Source organism: Pseudomonas sp. PDM16 (assembly GCF_014851865.1).
GTDB lineage: Bacteria > Pseudomonadota > Gammaproteobacteria > Pseudomonadales > Pseudomonadaceae > Aquipseudomonas.
Map to the genome: position 1 here is coordinate 38518 of NZ_JACVAM010000008.1, position 20282 is coordinate 58799.

Genomic DNA, 20282 nt, shown 5'->3' on the forward strand with positions numbered 1-20282 from the left:
GAGGGTGCACGATGGATGGGCGTTTCGCCCATTTTTTATTTCTACGACATGCGCGGAGGGCTTCGGGTGTCGAGCAAGCTGGAACAGTTGCAGGCCATGTTGGCCCCGGTAGTCGAGTCGCTTGGCTACCAATGTTGGGGGATCGAGTTCATCTCCCAGGGGCGGCATTCTCTGCTGCGTGTGTATATCGATCATGACAACGGCATCCTGATCGAGGATTGCGAAGCGGTCAGTCGGCAGGTCAGCGCCGTGCTGGACGTCGAGGACCCGATCAGTAGCGAGTACACCCTAGAGGTGTCATCGCCGGGCATGGATAGGCCGCTTTTCACCATCGAACAGTTCGCCAAGCATGCTGGTGAGCAGGTGAAGATCAAGCTGCGTTCGCCTTTTGAGGGGCGGCGCAATTTTCAGGGTCTCCTTCGCGGTGTGGAGGAGCAGGACGTGGTGGTGCTGGTGGATGACCACGAATTCCTGTTGCCGATCGATCTGATCGACAAGGCCAACATTATTCCCCGTTTTGACTGAGACGCGGATCCCGCGGATCCAATGGATTGCGAAAGGCGAGGCGTACGATGAGTAAAGAAGTACTGCTGGTTGTAGAGTCGGTATCCAATGAAAAGGGTGTGCCGGCCGGTGTGATTTTCGAGGCGCTGGAGCTGGCTCTGGCGACCGCGACGAAGAAACGTTTTGACGACGAAGTCGAGCTGCGCGTGGCGATCAATCGCCAAACCGGCAACTACGAGACCTTCCGTCGTTGGGAAGTGGTTGCCGAGGATGATCTGGAAAATCCGGCAGCCCAACTGACCGTTGAAGAAGCTCAAGAGCGTGAGGCTGGTGCCAAGCTCGGCGATTTCGTCGAAGAGCCGGTCGAGTCCATCGAGTTCGGTCGTATCGCTGCGCAGACTGCCAAACAGGTGATTGTGCAGAAGGTCCGTGAGGCCGAGCGCGCCCAGGTGGTCGATGCCTACCGCGAGCGCGTCGGTGAGATCATCTCCGGCACTGTGAAGAAAGTCACCCGCGACAGCGTGATCGTCGACCTTGGCAATAATGCCGAGGCGCTGCTGGCCCGTGAAGACATCATTCCGCGCGAAACCTTCCGTGTCGGTGCGCGTATGCGTGCGCTGCTCAAGGAAATCCGTACCGAGAATCGCGGCCCGCAACTGATCCTGTCGCGTACCGCCCCGCAGATGCTGATCGAGCTGTTTACCATCGAGGTGCCGGAAATCGCCGAAGGCCTGATCGAGGTGATGGCTGCCTCCCGTGACCCGGGCTCGCGCGCCAAGATCGCCGTGCGCTCCAAAGACAAACGTATCGATCCGCAAGGTGCCTGCATTGGCATGCGCGGATCGCGCGTCCAGGCCGTTTCCGGTGAGATCGGTGGTGAGCGCGTCGATATCGTGCTGTGGGACGAGAACGTCGCCCAGTTCGTGATCAATGCCATGGCTCCGGCCGAGGTGGCGGCGATCATCGTCGACGAAGACGCCCATGCCATGGACATCGCGGTCGGTGAAGACAACCTGGCCCAGGCCATTGGTCGTGGCGGCCAGAACGTCCGTTTGGCCAGTCAGCTGACCGGTTGGACCCTGAACGTGATGACCGAGGCCGACATTCAGGCCAAGCAGCAGGCCGAGACCGGCGACATTCTGCAGAACTTCGTCGACGAGCTCGATGTGGACGAGGAGCTGGCCCAGGTACTGGTCGAAGAGGGCTTCACCAGCCTGGAAGAGATCGCCTACGTACCGATGGAAGAGATGCTCAGCATTGATGGGTTCGACGAGGACATCGTCAATGAGCTGCGAGCTCGTGCCAAGGACCGTCTGCTGACCAAAGCCATTGCCACTGAAGAGAAACTGGCCGATGCCCAGCCTGCCGAAGACCTGCTGTCGCTGGACGGCATGGATAAAGGCCTGGCTCAGGAACTGGCAGTGCGTGGCGTAGTTACCCGCGAAGATCTGGCCGAGCAGTCGATTGACGACCTGCTCGACATCGACGGCATGGACGAAGAACGTGCCGGCAAGCTGATCATGGCCGCCCGAGCCCACTGGTTCGAGTAAGCGGTTGCGGCCTGAGGAGAGAAGTGCATGACGCAAGTCACGGTGAAAGAACTGGCCCAAGTGGTCGATACACCAGTGGAGCGCCTGCTGCAGCAGATGCGTGAGGCAGGTTTGCCCCACACCAGCGCCGAGCAAGTGGTAACTGATAACGAAAAGCAGGCCCTGCTCGCGCACCTGAAAGGTAGCCACGGCGAAAAGCTGGAAGAGCCGCGCAAGATCACCCTGCAGCGCAAGACCACCACCACCCTGAAGGTCGCCGGTAGCAAGACCATCAGTGTGGAAGTGCGCAAAAAGAAGACCTATGTCAAGCGCAGCCCGGACGAGATCGAAGCCGAGAAGCAGCGCGAGCTGGAAGAGCAGCGGGCTGTAGAAGAGGCTGCACGCCTGAAGGCCGAGGAAGAAGCACGCAAGCAAGCCGAGGCTGAGGCCCGCAAGCAGCAAGACGCTGCTGCGCTGGCATCCGTGGCTCCTGCTGCGGAAGCGACTCCGGCCGCAGCTGTGGCTGCCGAAGCGGCTCCTGCTGTTGCCGAGCGCAAGAAGGAAGAGCCGCGTCGCGTCGAGAAGGAAAAAGAGAAGCCGGCACGTAGCGACGATGATGATCGCCGTGATCGCAAGCATGCCCAACATCGTCCGACTCTCAAGGACAAGGCTCCGGCTCCGCGTGTCGCTCCGCGCAGCACCGACGAGGAAGTCGACGACTTCCGCCGCGGTCGTGGCGGTCGGATGAAGCCGAAGAAGCGTAATCAGCACGGGTTCCAGAGCCCGACAGGACCAATTGTGCGCGAAGTAGCTATCGGCGAGACCATTACCGTTGCCGATCTGGCCGCCCAGATGTCGGTCAAGGGTGCCGAAGTCGTCAAATTCATGTTCAAGATGGGCTCCCCGGTGACCATCAACCAGGTCCTGGATCGCGAGACTGCACAGCTGATCGCTGAGGAAATGGGCCACAAGGTCAAGCTGGTCAGCGAGAACGCTCTCGAAGAGCAGTTGGCTGAGTCGCTGAAGTTCGAAGGTGAGGAGTTCCATCGCGCGCCGGTAGTGACCGTCATGGGCCACGTCGATCACGGTAAGACCTCGCTGCTCGACTACATCCGTCGCGCCAAGGTGGCCGCTGGCGAAGCCGGCGGTATCACCCAGCACATCGGTGCCTACCACGTGGAAACCGACCGCGGCATGGTCACCTTCCTCGATACCCCCGGTCACGCCGCGTTCACCCAGATGCGTGCCCGTGGTGCTCAGGCCACTGACATCGTGATTCTGGTAGTGGCGGCCGACGACGGCGTCATGCCTCAGACCCAGGAAGCCGTGCAGCACGCGAAGGCGGCTGGCGTGCCTATCGTGGTTGCGGTCAACAAGATGGATAAGCCGGAAGCCAACCCGGACAACATCAAGAACGGCCTGGCCGCGCTGGATGTGATTCCGGAGGAGTGGGGCGGCGACGCACCGTTCGTCCCGGTTTCGGCCAAGGCCGGTACCGGTGTCGACGAACTGCTCGAAGCCGTGCTGCTGCAGGCCGAAGTTCTTGAGCTGAAAGCCACTCCGTCGGCCCCAGGTCGTGGTGTAGTGGTCGAGTCGCGCCTGGACAAGGGCCGTGGCCCGGTGGCTACCGTGCTGGTTCAAGACGGCACCCTGCGCCAGGGCGACATGGTTCTGGTCGGCGTCAACTACGGTCGTGTCCGTGCGATGCTCGACGAGAACGGCAAGCCCATCAAGGAAGCCGGCCCGTCGATCCCGGTCGAGATCCTCGGTCTGGATGGCACCCCGGATGCCGGCGATGAGATGACCGTGGTCGCCGACGAGAAGAAGGCTCGCGAAGTTGCACTGTTCCGCCAAGGCAAGTTCCGCGAAGTGAAGCTGGCTCGTGCTCACGCCGGCAAGCTGGAAAACATCTTCGAGAACATGGGCCAGGAAGAGAAGAAGACCCTCAACATCGTCCTCAAGGCCGACGTACGTGGTTCTCTCGAAGCCCTTCAGGGGTCCCTCAGCAGCCTGGGCAACGACGAGGTGCAAGTTCGCGTGGTCGGTGGCGGCGTCGGTGGTATCACCGAGTCCGATGCCAACCTAGCGCTGGCCTCCAGTGCGGTGCTTTTCGGCTTCAACGTGCGTGCCGATGCCGGTGCGCGCAAGATCGTCGAGGCGGAAGGCCTGGACATGCGTTACTACAACGTGATCTACGACATCATCGAAGACGTCAAGAAGGCCCTGACCGGTATGCTTGGCAGCGATGTTCGGGAGAATATCCTGGGCACCGCCGAAGTGCGTGACGTATTCCGTTCGCCGAAGTTCGGCGCCATCGCTGGCTGTATGGTCATCGAGGGTACCGTCTATCGCAATCGTCCAATCCGCGTACTGCGTGACGACGTGGTTATCTTCGAAGGCGAGCTGGAATCCCTGCGTCGCTTCAAGGACGACGTTGCCGAAGTGCGTAACGGCATGGAGTGCGGTATCGGCGTGAAGAGCTACAACGACGTCAAGGTCGGGGACAAGATCGAAGTCTTCGAGAAGGTCCAGGTGGCTCGCACCCTGTAAGGGACGGCCCGCAACACCGGACGCCCGGCCCCGCATCAGCGCGGCCGGGCGTTTGCCGCTTGTAAGTCCGCTGCTAGTGTCGGCGGGCGAGGTAGGAATAAATGGCAAAAGTGTACAGCCGAACCCAGCGTATCGGTGACCAAATCCAGCGCGAGCTGGCTCAGATGATCCCGCGCGAAGTCAAGGACCCGCGCCTGGGCTTTGTCACCATCACCGCTGTCGACGTCAGTCGCGATGTCGGCCACGCCAAGGTGTTCGTCACCGTGATGGGCGAGAATGATTCGGAGAAAATCACGCAGAACGTGCGTGTCCTCAACGATGCAGCCGGCTACCTGCGCATGCTGCTGGGCAAGGCAATGAAGCTGCGCAGTGTGCCGCAGCTGCATTTCCACTATGACGAGAGCATCTCCCGTGGTTCGCACCTGTCGGCGTTGATCGAGCGTGCGGTATCCGAAGATAGCAAGCATCAGGACGATTGAGCGTGGCCCAGGTAAAACGTATTCGCCGCAATGTGAGCGGTATCCTGGTTCTCGACAAGCCGCGTGGCATGAGCTCCAACCAGGCCCTGCAGAAGGTACGCTGGCTGCTCAATGCCGAGAAGGCAGGCCATACCGGTAGCCTCGATCCGCTGGCCACCGGCGTGCTGCCGCTGTGCTTCGGCGAGGCGACCAAGTTCTCCCAGTACCTGCTGGATGCCGACAAGGGCTATGAGACGGTGGCACAGTTGGGGGTGACCACGACGACCGGTGATGCCGAAGGTGAAGTGCTCGAGCGCCTCGAGGTGACCGTCGGTCGGGACGCTATAGAAGCGCAGCTGCCGCGTTTCCGCGGTGAAATCAAACAGATACCTCCGATGTACTCTGCCCTGAAAAAAGACGGGCAGCCGCTGTACAAGCTGGCTCGTGCTGGCGAAGTAGTGGAGCGCGAGGCGCGATCTGTTACTATCGCGCGCTTGGATTTGCTGGCCCTGGAGAATGCACAACTGCGTTTGTCCGTGGCGTGCAGCAAAGGCACCTATATCCGTACCCTGGTTGAGGATCTAGGTCGCGAGTTGGGCTGCGGCGCTCATGTCGCCGAGCTGCGCCGGACCCAGGCCGGACCGTTCAGCCTTGCGCAGACGGTGACGCTGGAAGAGTTGGAGCGCGTGCATGCCGAGGGTGGCAACGAGGCACTGGATCGCTTCCTGCTTCCGTCGGACAGTGGCCTGGAGCACTGGCCACTGCTGCAGTTCAGCGAGCACAGTTCGTACTACTGGCTGCATGGTCAGCCGGTACGTGCCCCAGAAGCGCCGAAGTTCGGCATGGTTCGGGTGCAGGATCACAATGGTCGCTTCATCGGCATTGGTGAAGTGAGCGAAGACGGGCGCATTGCGCCAAAACGTCTGATCTACACTGGCGCCTAGCGCGGGTGAGGAGTCCGGACTCAAGTTCGGATCAGCGGATTCGGTCGCAGGACCGGAACGAGGGTGGCTGTCAGCAGGCACGGTCATACCTCTTTTTAAAACACGGGACTGGTTCCCGGCCTGTTCACTCAAGGAGCCCATCATGGCACTGAGCGTTGAAGAAAAAGCCCAGATCGTAACCGACTACAAGCAAGCTGAAGGCGATACCGGTTCCCCGGAAGTGCAGGTTGCCCTGCTGACCGCCAACATCAACAAGCTGCAGGACCACTTCAAGGCCAACGGCAAAGATCACCACTCCCGTCGTGGTCTGATCCGCATGGTTAACCAGCGCCGCAAGCTGCTGGACTACCTGAAGGGTAAGGACACCAGTCGTTACAGCGCCCTCATCGGTCGCCTGGGTCTGCGTCGCTAAGACGTACACCTGAAGTGAGAAGCTGGAAGCTCGGAGTCACAGGTCGGTTGATACCGGCCCGTGGCTTCGGTCTTCCAGCTTCTGGCTTTCTACAGAGCGGAATTTGAAACCCGTTCAAAAACCGGCTCCGTCGAGCCGAGTTCTGAACAGGTTTCAGGGGCAGCAGGCCCCTGTCGCAGCAGTTTCCCCCAAGGCAACAAAGAGAAGGAAAATACCGTGACTCCGGTTATTAAAAAGTTCCAGTTCGGTCAGTCGACCGTCACCCTCGAAACCGGGCGCATCGCCCGTCAGGCCTCCGGTGCCGTCCTGGTTACCGTGGATAACGATGTCAGCGTGCTGTGCACCGTGGTTGGCGCCAAGCAGGCCGATCCGGGCAAGGGCTTCTTCCCGCTGTCCGTGCACTATCAGGAAAAAACCTACGCTGCCGGCAAGATCCCCGGTGGCTTCTTCAAGCGTGAAGCGCGTCCTTCCGAGAAAGAGACCCTGACCTCGCGCCTGATCGACCGTCCGATCCGCCCGCTGTTCCCGGAAGGCTTCCTCAACGAAGTGCAGGTCATCTGCACCGTGGTCTCTACCAGCAAGAAGACCGATCCGGACATCGCCGCGATGATCGGCACCTCGGCCGCTCTGGCCATCTCCGGCATCCCGTTCGATGGCCCGATCGGCGCCGCGCGCGTGGCCTTCCACCCGGAGACCGGCTACCTGCTGAACCCGACCTACGAGCAGCTCAAGGCTTCCAGCCTGGATATGGTCGTGGCTGGTACCAAAGATGCCGTGCTGATGGTTGAATCCGAAGCCAAAGAGCTGACCGAAGACCAGATGCTGGGCGCCGTACTGTTCGCCCATGACGAATTCCAGGCCGTGATCAAGGCCGTTGGCGAGCTGGCTGCCGAAACCGGCAAGCCGCGCTGGAACTGGACTGCTCCGGCAGAGAACACCGCTCTGCTCAGCGCCATCAAGGCCGAGTTCGGCGAGGCTATCTCCCAGGCCTACACCATCACCATCAAGCAGGACCGCTACAACCGTCTGGACGAGCTGCGCAACCAGATCGTTGCCAAGTTCTCCGGTGAAGAAGGCCAGCCGTCTTCCGGCGAAGTCAAAGACGCCTTCGGCCTGATCGAATACCGCACCGTGCGCGAGAACATCGTCAACGGCAAACCGCGTATCGACGGTCGCGACACCCGCACCGTACGTGGCCTGAACATCGAAGTCGGCGTGCTCGACAAGACCCACGGTTCGGCCCTGTTCACTCGTGGCGAAACCCAGGCCCTGGTGGTTGCTACCCTTGGCACCGCCCGTGACGCGCAGCTGCTTGACACCCTGGAAGGCGAGAAGAAAGACCCCTTCATGCTGCACTACAACTTCCCGCCGTACTCGGTTGGTGAGTGTGGTCGCATGGGCGCCACCGGTCGCCGTGAAATCGGCCACGGTCGCCTGGCCCGTCGTGGCGTAGCCGCCATGCTGCCGGCTGCCGACGAGTTCCCGTACACCATCCGTATCGTCTCGGAAATCACCGAGTCCAACGGTTCGTCCTCCATGGCTTCCGTTTGCGGCGCTTCCCTGGCCCTGATGGACGCTGGTGTGCCGATGAAGGCGCCAGTTGCCGGTATCGCCATGGGTCTGGTCAAGGAAGGCGACAAGTTCGCCGTACTGACCGACATCCTCGGTGACGAAGACCACCTGGGCGACATGGACTTCAAGGTTGCCGGTACCGCCAATGGCGTGACCGCACTGCAAATGGACATCAAGATCCAGGGCATCACCGAAGAGATCATGGAGATCGCCCTGAATCAGGCCCTGGAAGCGCGCCTGAACATCCTCGGCCAGATGAACCAGGTCATCGCCCAGTCGCGCACCGAGCTGTCGGCCAACGCACCGACCATGATCGCGATGAAGATCGACCAGGACAAAATCCGCGACGTCATCGGCAAGGGCGGCGCCACCATCCGTGGTATCTGCGAAGAGACCAAGGCCTCGATCGACATCGAAGACGACGGCTCGATCAAGATCTTCGGCGAAACCAAGGAAGCTGCCGAGGCCGCGCGCCAGCGCGTTCTGGGTATCACCGCGGAAGCCGAGATCGGCAAGATCTACGTCGGCAAGGTCGAGCGTATCGTCGACTTCGGCGCCTTCGTCAACATCCTGCCGGGCAAGGACGGTCTGGTGCACATCTCCATGCTGAGCGACGCTCGTGTGGAGAAGGTCACCGACGTACTGAAAGAAGGTCAGGAAGTTGAAGTGCTGGTGCTGGACGTCGACAACCGCGGCCGCATCAAGCTGTCGATCAAGGACGTTGCCGCTGCCAAGGCATCGGGCGTCTAACCTCCATTTGGCGGTATAGAAAGAGGGCCCTTGTGGGCCCTCTTTTTTTGCCCGGTTTTCCCAGCCGGAGGCTTTCGCGTATCCGTGGGCAATGACCGGAGTGCGGCTACGCTGCGTCCATCATTGCAATCTGCACGGCGAATTTTTGTTGTCTCGGCATTTTGCATGCCAACGGCTCACTGTTTTTTATTTTAACTTATTGAAAAATAAGTATTTATTTTTATTTTTGAGACTGGCACAACGCTTGCGATATCCCTTCTGCAAGCGCAGCCAGGAGTTGGCTGCGAATACTTCAGAAGCAATCAGGAGTAGATCGCCATGAAAAAGTCGTTCAACAAGTTGACCCTCGCTGCCCTTACTGCCGCCGCCATGGGCCTGCCGCTGAGCAATGCAGCCTTTGCCGATGAGCTTACCCAGCCTGCCTCCATGCAGCCGATGCAGCTGGCCGCTAACGAGACCGTCGACGAGGCGGAAGAGGCGGTCACCGATACCTGGATCACCAGTAAGGTGAAAGCCAGCTTCCTGGCTGATGACAGCATCAGCGGCCTCGATATCAAGGTAGAAACCAACCAGGGCGTCGTATCCCTGTCTGGCGTCGTGCCGACTGATGCCGAGCGCGATCTGGCCGTGGAGAAGGCCAAGGCTATCAAGGGCGTGACTGCAGTCTCCGCCGATGGCCTGAAATCCACCGAATAATCCTGTCGGGGCTGTCGACCCAGGTGTCGACAGCCTTAGGAGGTAAGTCATGAATTCCGATGTCATCAAAGGTAAATGGAAGCAGCTTTCCGGCCGTATCCAGGAGCGCTGGGGTAACCTGACCAACGACGATATGGATATAGTCGAAGGCCACAGCGAGTATCTGGAAGGCAAGCTGCAGGAGCGCTATGGCTGGACCAAGGAGCGCGCGCAACAGGAAGTGCGTGATTTCAGCAGTAAGCTGTAAGTCAGCCCCGCAGTAAAAAGGCCCTGACGGGCCTTTTTTCATTTGGGAGAGCACAAGGTGTTTTTAAGCGGAAGGTCCTGCTGAGTGAAGCGACACAGCAGGTAATCATTCGTAAGCATCTGACAGAAAAACAATTTTTGTTGGAAATTGGTTGACATGAGGCGCTCGGTAAGTAGAATGGCGGCCGCGGGATGGAGCAGTCTGGTAGCTCGTCGGGCTCATAACCCGAAGGTCGTCGGTTCAAATCCGGCTCCCGCAACCAATTCAAAGGCCACTCAATCGAGTGGCCTTTTTTATGGGCCTTCGATTTGCTTTTTCGATCAAGTTAATAAAATCGATTGACAGGCCTTTGATTATGAGTAAAATGGCGGCCGCGGGATGGAGCAGTCTGGTAGCTCGTCGGGCTCATAACCCGAAGGTCGTCGGTTCAAATCCGGCTCCCGCAACCAATTTTAAGGCCACTCAATGAGTGGCCTTTTTATTGGCCGGAAGTTTTGTCGGCATCCCCCCGTGTCACTTCTTGCTCCATCCCTCGGTGTTGGCCGGCCCCCCTGTGGCCTGTAGGCCTGCATCCTTTATTGCTCAGGATCAATGCCTGCATGTGGTTTCTGCGCTGGCGTTGTGCACAGTGGCGTAGATGCTTGTCAGACTTCCGTCACAATGTGCCGTAACCGCTTGATTCTGCATGATCATTTTTCAACTAGCTGAAAAATAAGGAATTTTTATGTTGGTGAAAAAAGCATCAGTTTGAGCCGAAGCCGCTGACAGTGGGGGATGAGAAAGGTTTCTACCAAGTTGTCCACGTAGTTATCCACAGCTTCTGTGGATTGTCTGAGCAGTTGCTCTAGAGCGCGATTTCGCGTGTTTGACAAGTCTTTACCGGGTAAAAAAAGAGAGTAGAGTGGCGCGCCCCGAAGCCAGCCGTTGCTTACATGAAGTCTCGCGTTCTGTCCGCTACCCAGCTCCAGCCCGATAGTGCCAATCGCCTGCCGGTGCGCCTGGCCTTCTGGCTGCTCGATCGTCCCCACCTCGGGCACCGCGACAGCATCAAGCATTTTGCCGGGCGCCTGCTCAAGCAACCCGCTCGCCAAGGTGTGGTTGCTGCCCAGAGTCGCTTGGGCCAACTGCTGTGCCGTGACTGTGGTAACGCTCGTGACCGTCGCATTGGCCTCGAATTGCTGCGCCAGGCCGCTCGCGCCGGTGATGTGCGGGCGCAGGTCGAGCTTGGTCGTGCCTATTGCCAGCCGCGTCAGCGTGAGCCTCAGCAGGCTCGCCACTGGCTGGAACTGGCCGCTGCCCAGGGTTCCCACGAGGCTACGCGCCTGCTGCAACACCTCAGTCACTGATCGTCGCGGGTATACTGCCGGGGCATTCATCACCCGCCAGCGAGCCCGCCCGTGCCTGTTTCCTTCGTTCTCGATCTGCCTAATCTGTTGCTCGGCCTGCTACTGGCTGCCGCCCCGCTGGCTGCGCTGCTCTGGCACCAGCAGCGTGGGCTGGCGACCCAGGCGGCCGAGCGTTTGCTGCTGGAAGAGCGGCTGAACCAGGCGCGTCTGGGCCTGGAGGGCCTGAGCGCCCAGCTCGACGGGGTCAATGACGATCTGCGGACCCAGCAACAGGAGGGCGCCCGTCAACAGGCCGAGCTGGCGGCTCTGCGCCGTGAGAGCGAGCTGCTTGGCCGTGAGCGCGAGACCGCGCAGGCGGCTGCCCAGGAGTGGGCGCGCGAGCGAGATAACAAGGAAGGCCAACTGCGCCAGCTGGAAAGCCAGCGCGCCGGCCTGGCCGCCGAGCTGCGTGAGCAGCAGGAGCATCACCAGCAGCGCCTGACCGATCTGCAGGCCGCCCGCGATGAGCTGCGTGCGCAGTTCGCCGAGCTGGCCGGCAAGATCTTCGACGAGCGTGAGCAGCGCTTTGCCGAAACCAGCCAGCAGCGCCTTGGCCAACTGCTCGACCCGCTCAAGGAGCGCATCCAGGCGTTTGAGAAGCGGGTAGAGGAGAGCTATCAGAACGAGGCGCGCGAGCGCTTCTCCCTGGCCAAGGAGCTGGAGCGCCTGCAACTGCTCAACCAGCGCCTGGGCGACGAGGCAACCAACCTGACCCGCGCGCTCAAAGGCCAGAAGACCCAGGGCAACTGGGGCGAGCTGGTGCTGGAGCGCGTGCTGGAGCACGCCGGCCTGGAGAAAGGTCGCGAGTATCACACCCAGGTCAGCCTCAAGGGGGCTGACGGCGAGCGCTTCCAGCCGGACGTGTTGATCCAGCTGCCGGGTGACAAGCAGGTGGTCGTCGATGCCAAGGTCAGCCTGACGGCTTACCAGGCGATGATCGTCGCCGAGGACGAAGTGGTCCGCACCCACGCCCTGAAACAGCATGTGCTGAGCCTGCGCAGCCACCTCAAGGGGCTGTCGGTGAAGGACTACCAGCGGCTGGAAGGCCTGCATAGCCTGGACTTCGTTCTGTTGTTCGTACCTATCGAAGCCGCCTTCGCTGCCGCATTGCAGGCCGATCCGGGGCTGTTCCAGGAGGCCTTCGAGCAGCATGTGGTGATCGTCAGCCCGACCACGCTGCTGGCCACCTTGCGGGTGATCGACAGCCTGTGGCGCCAGGAGCGGCAGAGCCAGAATGCCCGCGATATCGCCGAGCGTGCCGGCCAGCTATACGACAAGTTCGTCGCCTTTATCGGCGACCTGGATGAGATGGGCAGCCGCCTCAAGCAGCTGGACAAGGCTTACGACGCCGCCCGCAACAAGTTGTGCGAGGGCCGTGGCAACCTGATCAATCGGGTCGAGAACCTCAAGCTGCTCGGCGCCCGCGCGAGCAAGAGCCTGCCGACGGACCTCATCGAGCGTGCCGCCGGCATGCCGTTACTGGACGAGGCGGGCGAGTAGCTCGCCCGCTTCACGGCTCAGGCCACGTCGACCAGAATCACTTCGCTGTCTTCCAACGCGGTGACCCGCACCACTTCTTCCGCCGCGATGGCCACGCCGTCGCGCTCCAGTGCCTGCACGCCGTTGACCTCAATGCGACCCTTGGCTGCGACCAGATAGCCTTTGCGCAGACGACCCAGTGGGTACTCGGCGCTCTGGCCGGCGGCCAGGGTGGCGGCAGCCAGGCGGGCGTCGGCGCGGATGCGCAGGGCCTCTTCATCGCTGTCGTGACCGCTGGCCAGGACCACGAACTGGCCGGAACGCTCGCCTTGCGGGAAGGGCTTCGCGCCCCAGGAAGGTGCTTCGCCTTGCTGGTCCGGGATGATCCAGATCTGGAAGATCTTGGTGGTGACATCCTCCAGGTTGAATTCCGAGTGGGAGATGCCGGTGCCGGCGCTCATCACCTGCACATCGCCAGCTTCGGTGCGGCCTTGGTTACCCAGGTTGTCGCGGTGGGTGATCGCTCCTTCGCGAACGTAGGTGATGATCTCCATGTCGTGATGGGGGTGCGGTGGGAAGCCGCTGCCGGCGGCGATCTCATCGTCGTTCCACACACGCAGCCGGCCCCAGTTGACCCGCTGCGGGTCCTGATACTCGGCGAAGGAGAAGTGGTGGCGGGCATTCAGCCAGCCATGGTGAGCATGGCCGAGAGAGGCGAATGGGCGTACTTCGATCATGGTGATGACTCCGTGGCCTGCGATGCCAGATTGCATCGCAGGGGATAGAACGCATGATCTATCGAAGAAATATTGATAAAAAGCGCAAAAAGCCGCTACTTGCCATCGATAAAATCAATGGTTCACGCCAGCGGCAGGTGGCGGCTGATCAGTGCACGCAGTGCTGCAGGCTTCACCGGCTTTGGCAGGTAATCCAGCCCGGCAGCATGCACGGCGGCTACCAGTTCGGGGCGGCCATCGGCGCTGATCACCACGCCGGGTAGCGGTTGACCGAGGCGGGTGCGTAGCCAGGCCATCAGCTCGGTACCGGTGTCGCCTTCGTCCAGGTGATAGTCGATCAGCGCCAGCTGCGGACGCACGTCCTCGTCGAGCAGGTGCTCGCATTCCAGGCGGTTGCGTGCCGTCCACACCTGGCAGCCCCAGCGCGACAGCAGGCTGTGCATGCCGGCAAGGATGCTGTCCTCGTTGTCGATGCACAGCACTTGTGCTCCGCCCATGACCTGGTTGCCAAGCTCGCTGGCAGGGGCGGCCTGTGGCGCTGCCCCGCGTATCAGCGGCACGCGCACGCTGAACACGCTGCCTTTGCCCGGCCAGGAGCGTACCTCCAGGCGATGATCGAGCACGCGGCACAGGCCATCGGCAATGGCCAGGCCCAGGCCCAGGCCCTTCTCGGCGCGGGTCTGGTGGCTGTCCAGTCGCTTGAACTCCTCGAAGATCACCTTGCGCTTGTCCTCGGGGATGCCGGGGCCACGGTCCCAGACTTCCAGGCGCAGAAACTCGCCGTCACGGCGCACGCCGAGCAGCACGTGGCCGCGGGCATAGCGGAAGGCGTTGGTGAGGAAGTTTTGCAGCACCCGGCGTAACAGCTTCGGGTCGCTGTCGATACGCAGGCGGCAGGGCACCAGGCGGAAATCCACACCTTGCTCCTGGGCCAGCACCTTGAACTCGGCTCCGAGGGCGTCGAACAGTTGGCCGAGGGGGAAGTGGTTGCGTTCCGGGGTGATGCGCCCACTCTCCAGGCGCGAGATGTCCAGAAGGTCGGTGATCAGGTCCTCGGCCGAGCGCAGCGAGCTGTCCAGGTGGCGCACCAGTTCCTGAGCTTCCTGGGGCAGGGCCTCCTGTTGGTGGGCGAGGGAGGCGGAGAACAGCCTTGCGGCGTTCAGTGGCTGCATCAGGTCGTGGCTGACCGCGGCGAGGAAGCGGGTCTTCGACTGGTTGGCTGACTCAGCGGTGCCCTTGGCTTTGCCCAGTTCCTCGTTCAGCTGCGACAGCTCGCGTGTACGTTCCAGTACACGCTGCTCGAGGCCTTCGTTGGCATCCAGCAGGGCCTGCTCGGCCTGGCGGAAGGCGGTGATGTCGGTGAAGCTCATGACGAAGCCGCCACCGGGCATGGGATTGCCGATCAGTTCGATGACCCGGCCATTGGGGAACAGCCGCTCGGAGGTATGCGCCTTGCCCTGGCGCATCCAGAACAGCCGTTTGGCGACATGTTCTTCCACGTCGCCGGGGCCGCACAGCCCTCGTTCGGCGTTGTAGCGGATGATGTCGGCGATGGGGCGGCCGACGCCGATCAAGCCATCGGGGTAGCTGAACAGCTCCAGATAGCGATGGTTCCAGGCCACCAGGCGCAGGTTCTGATCGACCACGCTGATTCCCTGGGTAATGTTTTCGATCGCGCCTTGCAGCAGTGCGCGGTTGAACTGCAGTACCTCGCTGGCCTCGTCGACGATGCGCACCACGTCTTCGACCTGCATCTCGCGGCCTTCGATGGCGGCGCGCACCACGGCTCGTGTGGACGATGCGCCGAGTACGCCGGCCAGCAGGCGCTCGGTGTGGGCGATCCATTGGGCATCGGCGTTCTGGGTGGGATTGAATGGTCGGTCTTGCTGGTAGGAGAAGCGCACGAAGCTCTGCCGTGCACGCTCCTCACCAACGAAGCGTGCGGCCAGGGTCATCAGATCGGCCACCTGTACCGCCAGCAGGTTGCGGGCACTGGGCTTGTTGCCGGTGTCGAGGCCGATGAAGCGGCCCGCCTGCCAGTGTTCGGAGACCCGGGTGCGGGAGAACCAGGACACCGCGCCGAACAGCAGCCAGTTGCCGGTCAGCGACAGCAGCACGCCACGGGTCAGTGGGTCGATCTCGATACCGACCGGGTAATAGAGCAGTTCCGGCAGCAGCGGGAAGCTATCCAGCGACCAGCGCAGGCCGCCAGCCACCAGGGGCAATACCAGGGTGTAGAACCACAGGGTACAGCCGGCGAACAGACCGGCGAACACGCCACGGCGGTTGGCCTGTTTCCACACCAAGGCGCCGAACATGGCGGGCGCTAACTGGCCGATGGCAGCGAACGACAGTTGGCCGATGGTGGCCAGGCTGGCGTTGGTACCGAGCAGGCGATAGCAGACATAGGCCAGCAACAGGATGACCACGATGCTTACCCTGCGTGCGCTGAGCATCCAGTGGCGGAAGGCCTCGAACGGCCGCTCGGCGCTCTTGCGGCGCAGCAGGACGGGCAGCAGCATGTCGTTGGAGACCATGGTCGACAGGGCCACCGCCTCGACGATCACCATGCCGGTGGCTGCCGAGGCCCCACCGATGAAGGCCAGCAGGGCCAGCGCGGGATGCGCTTCGGCCAGCGGCAGGTTGATCACGAAGGAATCTGGCTGAACGCCAGGCGAGAGGATCAACTGGCCGGCGAGGGCGATGGGTACCACGAACAGCGCGGCCAGCAGCAGGTAGATGGGGAATACCCAGCGCGCCTGGCGCAGGTCGGCGGGCTCGATGTTCTCTACCACGCTGACGTGAAACTGCCGTGGCAGGCAGATGATGGCGATCATCGCCAGTCCGGTCTGCACCAACATGGCTGGCCAGCTCACCGTCTGCGACCAGAAACCCTCCAGCGCCGGTGCCTCGCTGGCGCGCTCGATCAGGTCGCCGAAGCCGCCGAACAGGCCCCAGGTAACGAACACGCCGACCGCCATGAAGGCCAGCAGCTTGACCAGCGACTCGAACGCGATGGCCAGCACCATGCCGCGGTGGTGCTCGGTGACGTCCAGGCTGCGGGTGCCGAACAGCACGGTGAACAGGGCGAGAATCAGCGACACGATCAGGGCCGTGTCCTGCCCGCGCGTGGGGCTGGGCGTGGTGCCGATCAGCAGGTTGACGCCCAGCACGATGCCTTTCAGCTGCAGGGCGATATAGGGCAGCACCCCGACCAGGCAGATCAGCGCCACCACCACGGCCAGGCTCTGCGACTTGCCATAGCGTGCGGCGATGAAGTCGGCGATGGAGGTGATGTTCTCCTGCTTGCTGATCGCCACCATCTTCTCCACCACCCAGGGGGCGAACAGCAGGACGATGATCGGCCCCAGGTAGATCGGCAGGAACGACCACAGCTCGCCGGCGGCCTGGCCGACCGCACCGAAGAAGGTCCAGCTGGTGCAGTACACGGCCAGTGACAGGCTGTAGACCCAGGCGCGGGTGCGTGGCTTGAGTGGCGTGCGGCGGCGGTCGCCATAGAAGGCGATGGCGAACAGGATGGCCATGTAGGCCAGGGCGACGAAGGCGATCAATCCGCCGGACAGCGACATGCGAACTCCGCGTGTGGGGCATGGTCAGCAAGACCATCGATTATGGGTTTAGTCTCGCACGCGGCGGCGCAATCGTCAGGCCGACCAAGGTCGCAAGCTGCTTGAGCGGCGCCCGTGCCCCTGCTAGCGTGGCCGGCCGTGGTCGCTTTACCGGAGTTCGCGTCATGTTCAAGCCTCAACCTGTCGCCCTGCAGCAGGGCGCCCTGCGCCTCGATCCGCTGACCGAGAGCGATCTGCCGGGCCTGCTGGAGTTGGCCGATGCCAACCGTGAGTCGCAGCAGTACATGAGCGGCACCACGCGCCCGGACTGGTACCGTGCGGCCCTGGCCGAACAGCGCGAGGGCCGCGAGGTGGTCTTTGCCATCCGCCTGGCCGGCGAGCTGGTCGGCACCACCAGCTTCTTCGACTTCAACCCGGTGCTGCCGGCTGCCGAGATTGGCGCGACCTGGCTTGATGCCCGCCAGCACGGCACCGGCCTCAATCGCATGATCAAGTACCTGATGCTGCGCCACGCCTTCGAGGAGTGGCAGCTGGTGCGTGTACAGCTGAAGACCGCGGCCAGCAACCTGCGCTCGCAGCGCGCCATCGAAAAGCTCGGCGCCCAGCGCGAAGGGTTGCTGCGCAATCATCGACGCCTGGCCGACGGTCGCCTCGATCACACTGTGATGTACAGCATCACCGACAGCGAATGGCCGCAGGTCAAGATCGACCTGGAGGCGCGCTTCGGCGCTTGATGACATGGCGGGGGGCGAGCAAACCCGCTTCTGGGAGAGTCAGGCGCTGACAGGCGTCGAGTTGCTGCATGCGCGTTACATCGAACAGCGCTTCGCCCCGCATGTGCACGAGGGCTTCGTGTTTACCGTGATCGAGGGCGGCGCTCAGCGCTTCCGTCACCGCGGCAGCGACCACCTGGCGCCCGTCGGCAGCATGGTGCTGATCAACCCGGACGAGGTGCACACTGGCTCCAAGGCCCACGAGCAAGGTTGGTGGTACCGCGCCTTCTACCCGGCACCGGCACAGGTTCAGGGCGTGCTGGCGGAGTTGGGTCTGGCCAGTGGCGGCATGCCGTCGTTCGGTATCAGCGTGTTGCAGGACGTCGATCTGCACCAGGCCTTCGGCCACCTCCACCGCCTGCTCGACAGCGACGCTGAGGCCTTGCAGCAACAGATCGCCTGGCGCGAGGCGATCCTGCTGCTGTTCCAGCGCCATGCGCGGATATCTCAGCCGGCAGAGCCCGGCCGCGAGCCCCGGGCCGTGGCCCTGGCCAAGGAGCTGTTGGCCTCGCGCCTGAGTGAGCCACCGTCACTGGAGGAGCTGGCCGCAATGGTGAATCTCTCGCCCTTTCACTTCGCCCGCGTGTTCCGCCGCGCCACCGGTCTGCCACCGCATGCCTGGCTCAAGCAGCGGCGCCTGGAGCAGGCGCGGGCGCTGCTGCGCTCCGGCTGCGCACCGCTGCAGGTGGCCATGCAGTTGGGCTTCTCTGACCAGAGCCATCTGAGTCGGCAGTTCAAGCAGAGCTATGGCGTCGCGCCCGGGGCATACCGGGACGCCAGCGCAAGATCGTTCAAGACCGCCACTCGCAGCGCTGACTAGCCTGTAGCTCCTGCATCGAGGAGCACGAGCCATGACTTGCAAGCTGTTCTGGCAAGATCCTTATCTGACGCGCCTGGACACTCAGGTGGCCTGGGTCGAGGGTGATGAGGTGGGACTGCGGTCGACCATCTTCTATGCATTTTCAGGCGGCCAGGAAAGCGATGCCGGAACCCTGGCCGGTTTCCAGGTTCTGGAGGCGCGCAAGGATGGGATGGATATTCGCTATCGCCTGCCACCTGAGCATGCGCTGCAGCCTGGCCAGGTGGTGTCTGTGGTCATTGACTGGCCGCGGCGCTATCGCCTGATGCGTTTGCACTTCGCTGCAGAAATGGTGCTCCAGCTCATCTATCGGATACGGCCGGGTGTCCGGAGAGTCGGCGCGCATATCGCCGAGGACAAGGCGCGCATCGATTTCGAGATGGACGACAGCATCGCCGGATTGTTTCCCGAACTGGACGCCGCCACCGCCCGGCTTGTAGCCGAGAATCGTCCCATCATCTGCGGCTATTCCGATCAGCAGATCCAGGCTCGCTACTGGCAGGTCGAAGGATTTGCCAGCATGGCCTGCGGTGGTACCCATCCACGTGGTACCGGGGAGGTGGGTGGTCTGCGTCTGCGGCGGCGCAACACTGGCAAGGGCAAGGAGCGGGTGGAGATTTTCCTGAAAGAGCAAGATCGTTCATGACCTCCGGAAGGCCGGTGCGTAAGCTGCACGGTTCTAGGAGAGACCATGTCCCGTCATAACGAATTCCTGCAGGGCGCTCGCGACATGCTGCCGATGCTGCTCGGCGCCATGCCGTTCGGCATCATCTATGGCAGCCTGGCCGGCGCCGCCGGCCTCACGCCCTGGCAGACCATCGGCATGTCGGTGCTGGTGTTCGCCGGCTCGGCGCAGTTCATCGCCATCAGCCTGCTCGGCGGCGGCGCGACCCTGGCCGTGGTCTGGCTGACCACTCTGGTGGTCAATCTGCGCCATGCCCTGTACAGCGCCACGCTGCAGCCCTTCGTCCGTCATCTGCCCAAGCGCTGGCGCGTGCCGCTGGCGTTCTGGCTGACCGACGAGGCTTTCGCCGTGGTCCAGCACCGCTATGCCGAGACGGATGCTTCGCCGCACAAGCACTGGTACTTCCTCGGCGCCGGCCTGGCCATGTACAGCAACTGGCTGGCCTGCACCCTGATCGGCTTGGTATTCGGCCAGGCGGTGCCCAACATCGCGGCCTGGGGCCTGGACTTCGCCATGCTCGCCACCTTCATCGGCATTGTCGTGCCCATGCTGAGCAACCGGCCGCAGGTAGCAGCGGCGCTGGTCGCCGCCGGGGTGGCAGTGGCTTGCCACGGGCTGCCCTACAAACTCGGCCTGATGGCCGCCGCCTTCGCCGGCATCGTCGTCGGCGTGGTGCTGGAACGGCGCTACCGCCTGCTGCAGGACGAGGTGTTCTGATGGAAAACTGGATCCTGATTCTCGGCATGCTGGCGATCACCTTCGCCACCCGCTACAGCCTGTTCGCCTTCCCCGATCTGCGTTTCCCGCCGCTGGTGCGCCAGGGCCTGCACTACGTGCCCACCGCGGTGCTCACCGCCATCGTGGTGCCCGGCATGCTGCTGCCGGACGGCAAGACCTGGGCGCTGAGCCTGGACAACGCCTACCTGCTGGCAGGTCTGGTGACCATCGCCATCGCGGCGGCGACTCGCCATCTGCTGGCGACCATCGGCGGTGGCCTGCTGGTGTTCTTCCTGCTGCGCTGGTGGCTGGGGCAGATGCCGATCTGATTCCCCTCTCCCGGAGGGAGAGAGCGGAGTGCGACGTGGGGTGTGGCTTTGTCGGGGTAGGATGCT

The 20282-nt window shown here is 62.5% G+C and carries 18 protein-coding genes and 2 tRNA genes; 18 read left to right on the forward strand and 2 right to left on the reverse strand.

Translation table 11 applies throughout. The annotated features are described in order from the left end of the window. The first annotated feature begins 66 nt into the window (after nucleotides 1-66). From rimP to rmuC, 13 genes are all read left to right on the forward strand, one after another. Nucleotides 67-525 carry a ribosome maturation factor RimP gene (rimP, locus tag IB234_RS21965; RefSeq protein WP_192321981.1) on the forward strand — a complete coding sequence of 153 codons (459 nt, stop codon included), beginning with the start codon at nucleotides 67-69 and terminating at the stop codon, nucleotides 523-525. Between the two features lie 47 nt (nucleotides 526-572). Beyond that, complete coding sequence (gene nusA, locus IB234_RS21970) at nucleotides 573-2054, forward strand: transcription termination factor NusA (protein ID WP_192321982.1); 1482 nt, start codon at nucleotides 573-575, stop codon at nucleotides 2052-2054. Nucleotides 2055-2081: 27 nt separating this feature from the next. Then, on the forward strand, nucleotides 2082-4583 hold the full coding sequence (gene infB, locus IB234_RS21975) for a translation initiation factor IF-2 (RefSeq protein WP_192321983.1): 2502 nt from the start codon (nucleotides 2082-2084) through the stop codon (nucleotides 4581-4583). 101 nt (nucleotides 4584-4684) lie between these two features. Beyond that, nucleotides 4685-5062: a 30S ribosome-binding factor RbfA gene (rbfA, locus tag IB234_RS21980; protein ID WP_192321984.1), complete on the forward strand. Its 378-nt coding sequence runs from the start codon at nucleotides 4685-4687 to the stop codon at nucleotides 5060-5062. Between the two features lie 2 nt (nucleotides 5063-5064). Next, entirely contained in the window at nucleotides 5065-5985 is a 921-nt protein-coding gene (gene truB / locus IB234_RS21985; protein WP_192321985.1) for a tRNA pseudouridine(55) synthase TruB, read from the forward strand. Between the two features lie 142 nt (nucleotides 5986-6127). Further along, nucleotides 6128-6397 (forward strand): 30S ribosomal protein S15, encoded by a 270-nt coding sequence (rpsO, locus tag IB234_RS21990; RefSeq protein ID WP_043308798.1) that lies wholly within the window; start codon nucleotides 6128-6130, stop codon nucleotides 6395-6397. Nucleotides 6398-6613: 216 nt separating this feature from the next. Then, entirely contained in the window at nucleotides 6614-8719 is a 2106-nt protein-coding gene (gene pnp, locus IB234_RS21995) for a polyribonucleotide nucleotidyltransferase (protein ID WP_192321986.1), read from the forward strand. Between the two features lie 318 nt (nucleotides 8720-9037). Beyond that, nucleotides 9038-9415 (forward strand): BON domain-containing protein, encoded by a 378-nt coding sequence (locus IB234_RS22000; protein WP_192321987.1) that lies wholly within the window; start codon nucleotides 9038-9040, stop codon nucleotides 9413-9415. 49 nt (nucleotides 9416-9464) lie between these two features. Beyond that, nucleotides 9465-9662 (forward strand): CsbD family protein, encoded by a 198-nt coding sequence (locus tag IB234_RS22005; RefSeq protein WP_192321988.1) that lies wholly within the window; start codon nucleotides 9465-9467, stop codon nucleotides 9660-9662. Nucleotides 9663-9847: 185 nt separating this feature from the next. Beyond that, a tRNA-Met gene (locus IB234_RS22010) sits at nucleotides 9848-9924 on the forward strand. Between the two features lie 110 nt (nucleotides 9925-10034). Further along, nucleotides 10035-10111, forward strand: a tRNA-Met gene (locus IB234_RS22015). A 483-nt stretch (nucleotides 10112-10594) separates the two neighbouring features. Then, nucleotides 10595-11008 (forward strand): tetratricopeptide repeat protein, encoded by a 414-nt coding sequence (locus tag IB234_RS22020; protein WP_192321989.1) that lies wholly within the window; start codon nucleotides 10595-10597, stop codon nucleotides 11006-11008. 177 nt (nucleotides 11009-11185) lie between these two features. Beyond that, nucleotides 11186-12547 carry a DNA recombination protein RmuC gene (rmuC, locus tag IB234_RS22025; RefSeq protein WP_192322124.1) on the forward strand — a complete coding sequence of 454 codons (1362 nt, stop codon included), beginning with the start codon at nucleotides 11186-11188 and terminating at the stop codon, nucleotides 12545-12547. 17 nt (nucleotides 12548-12564) lie between these two features. Here rmuC and IB234_RS22030 read toward each other — a convergent pair whose 3' ends face one another. Both IB234_RS22030 and IB234_RS22035 read right to left on the reverse strand, forming a co-directional pair. After that, nucleotides 12565-13263 (reverse strand): pirin family protein, encoded by a 699-nt coding sequence (locus IB234_RS22030; RefSeq protein WP_192321990.1) that lies wholly within the window; start codon nucleotides 13261-13263, stop codon nucleotides 12565-12567. Between the two features lie 122 nt (nucleotides 13264-13385). Further along, nucleotides 13386-16853, reverse strand: a complete 3468-nt coding sequence (locus tag IB234_RS22035) for a PAS domain-containing hybrid sensor histidine kinase/response regulator (RefSeq protein WP_192321991.1) — start codon at nucleotides 16851-16853, stop codon at nucleotides 13386-13388. A 164-nt stretch (nucleotides 16854-17017) separates the two neighbouring features. Here IB234_RS22035 and IB234_RS22040 point away from each other — a divergent pair, with 164 nt between their 5' ends. The 5 genes from IB234_RS22040 to IB234_RS22060 are packed head-to-tail and all read left to right on the forward strand — an operon-like array spanning nucleotide 17018 to nucleotide 20216. Continuing rightward, nucleotides 17018-17587, forward strand: a complete 570-nt coding sequence (locus tag IB234_RS22040; protein ID WP_192321992.1) for a GNAT family N-acetyltransferase — start codon at nucleotides 17018-17020, stop codon at nucleotides 17585-17587. A 4-nt stretch (nucleotides 17588-17591) separates the two neighbouring features. After that, a complete protein-coding gene (locus tag IB234_RS22045) occupies nucleotides 17592-18446 on the forward strand; it encodes an AraC family transcriptional regulator (RefSeq protein WP_192321993.1) in 855 nt (284 codons plus the stop codon). A gap of 31 nt (nucleotides 18447-18477) precedes the next feature. Next, nucleotides 18478-19131: an alanyl-tRNA editing protein gene (locus tag IB234_RS22050; RefSeq protein WP_192321994.1), complete on the forward strand. Its 654-nt coding sequence runs from the start codon at nucleotides 18478-18480 to the stop codon at nucleotides 19129-19131. Between the two features lie 45 nt (nucleotides 19132-19176). Continuing rightward, nucleotides 19177-19887, forward strand: a complete 711-nt coding sequence (locus IB234_RS22055; RefSeq protein WP_192321995.1) for an AzlC family ABC transporter permease — start codon at nucleotides 19177-19179, stop codon at nucleotides 19885-19887. Further along, a complete protein-coding gene (locus IB234_RS22060) occupies nucleotides 19887-20216 on the forward strand; it encodes an AzlD domain-containing protein (protein ID WP_192321996.1) in 330 nt (109 codons plus the stop codon). Before IB234_RS22055 ends, IB234_RS22060 begins: the two co-directional genes overlap by 1 nt. The last annotated feature ends 66 nt before the right edge of the window (nucleotides 20217-20282 follow it).

Bases quoted from the DNA above. Each gene is read 5' to 3' on its own strand.
- IB234_RS22000 (WP_192321987.1), top strand. From the start codon at position 9,038: ATGAAAAAGTCGTTCAACAAGTTGACCCTCGCTGCCCTTACTGCCGCC.
- IB234_RS22005 (WP_192321988.1), top strand. From the start codon at position 9,465: ATGAATTCCGATGTCATCAAAGGTAAATGGAAGCAGCTTTCCGGCCGT.
- nusA (WP_192321982.1), top strand. From the start codon at position 573: ATGAGTAAAGAAGTACTGCTGGTTGTAGAGTCGGTATCCAATGAAAAG.
- IB234_RS22035 (WP_192321991.1), bottom strand. From the start codon at position 16,853: ATGTCGCTGTCCGGCGGATTGATCGCCTTCGTCGCCCTGGCCTACATG.
- IB234_RS22050 (WP_192321994.1), top strand. From the start codon at position 18,478: ATGACTTGCAAGCTGTTCTGGCAAGATCCTTATCTGACGCGCCTGGAC.
- IB234_RS22045 (WP_192321993.1), top strand. From the start codon at position 17,592: ATGGCGGGGGGCGAGCAAACCCGCTTCTGGGAGAGTCAGGCGCTGACA.
- IB234_RS22055 (WP_192321995.1), top strand. From the start codon at position 19,177: ATGTCCCGTCATAACGAATTCCTGCAGGGCGCTCGCGACATGCTGCCG.
- IB234_RS22040 (WP_192321992.1), top strand. From the start codon at position 17,018: ATGTTCAAGCCTCAACCTGTCGCCCTGCAGCAGGGCGCCCTGCGCCTC.
- IB234_RS22060 (WP_192321996.1), top strand. From the start codon at position 19,887: ATGGAAAACTGGATCCTGATTCTCGGCATGCTGGCGATCACCTTCGCC.
- infB (WP_192321983.1), top strand. From the start codon at position 2,082: ATGACGCAAGTCACGGTGAAAGAACTGGCCCAAGTGGTCGATACACCA.
- IB234_RS22020 (WP_192321989.1), top strand. From the start codon at position 10,595: ATGAAGTCTCGCGTTCTGTCCGCTACCCAGCTCCAGCCCGATAGTGCC.
- rpsO (WP_043308798.1), top strand. From the start codon at position 6,128: ATGGCACTGAGCGTTGAAGAAAAAGCCCAGATCGTAACCGACTACAAG.
- rbfA (WP_192321984.1), top strand. From the start codon at position 4,685: ATGGCAAAAGTGTACAGCCGAACCCAGCGTATCGGTGACCAAATCCAG.
- IB234_RS22030 (WP_192321990.1), bottom strand. From the start codon at position 13,263: ATGATCGAAGTACGCCCATTCGCCTCTCTCGGCCATGCTCACCATGGC.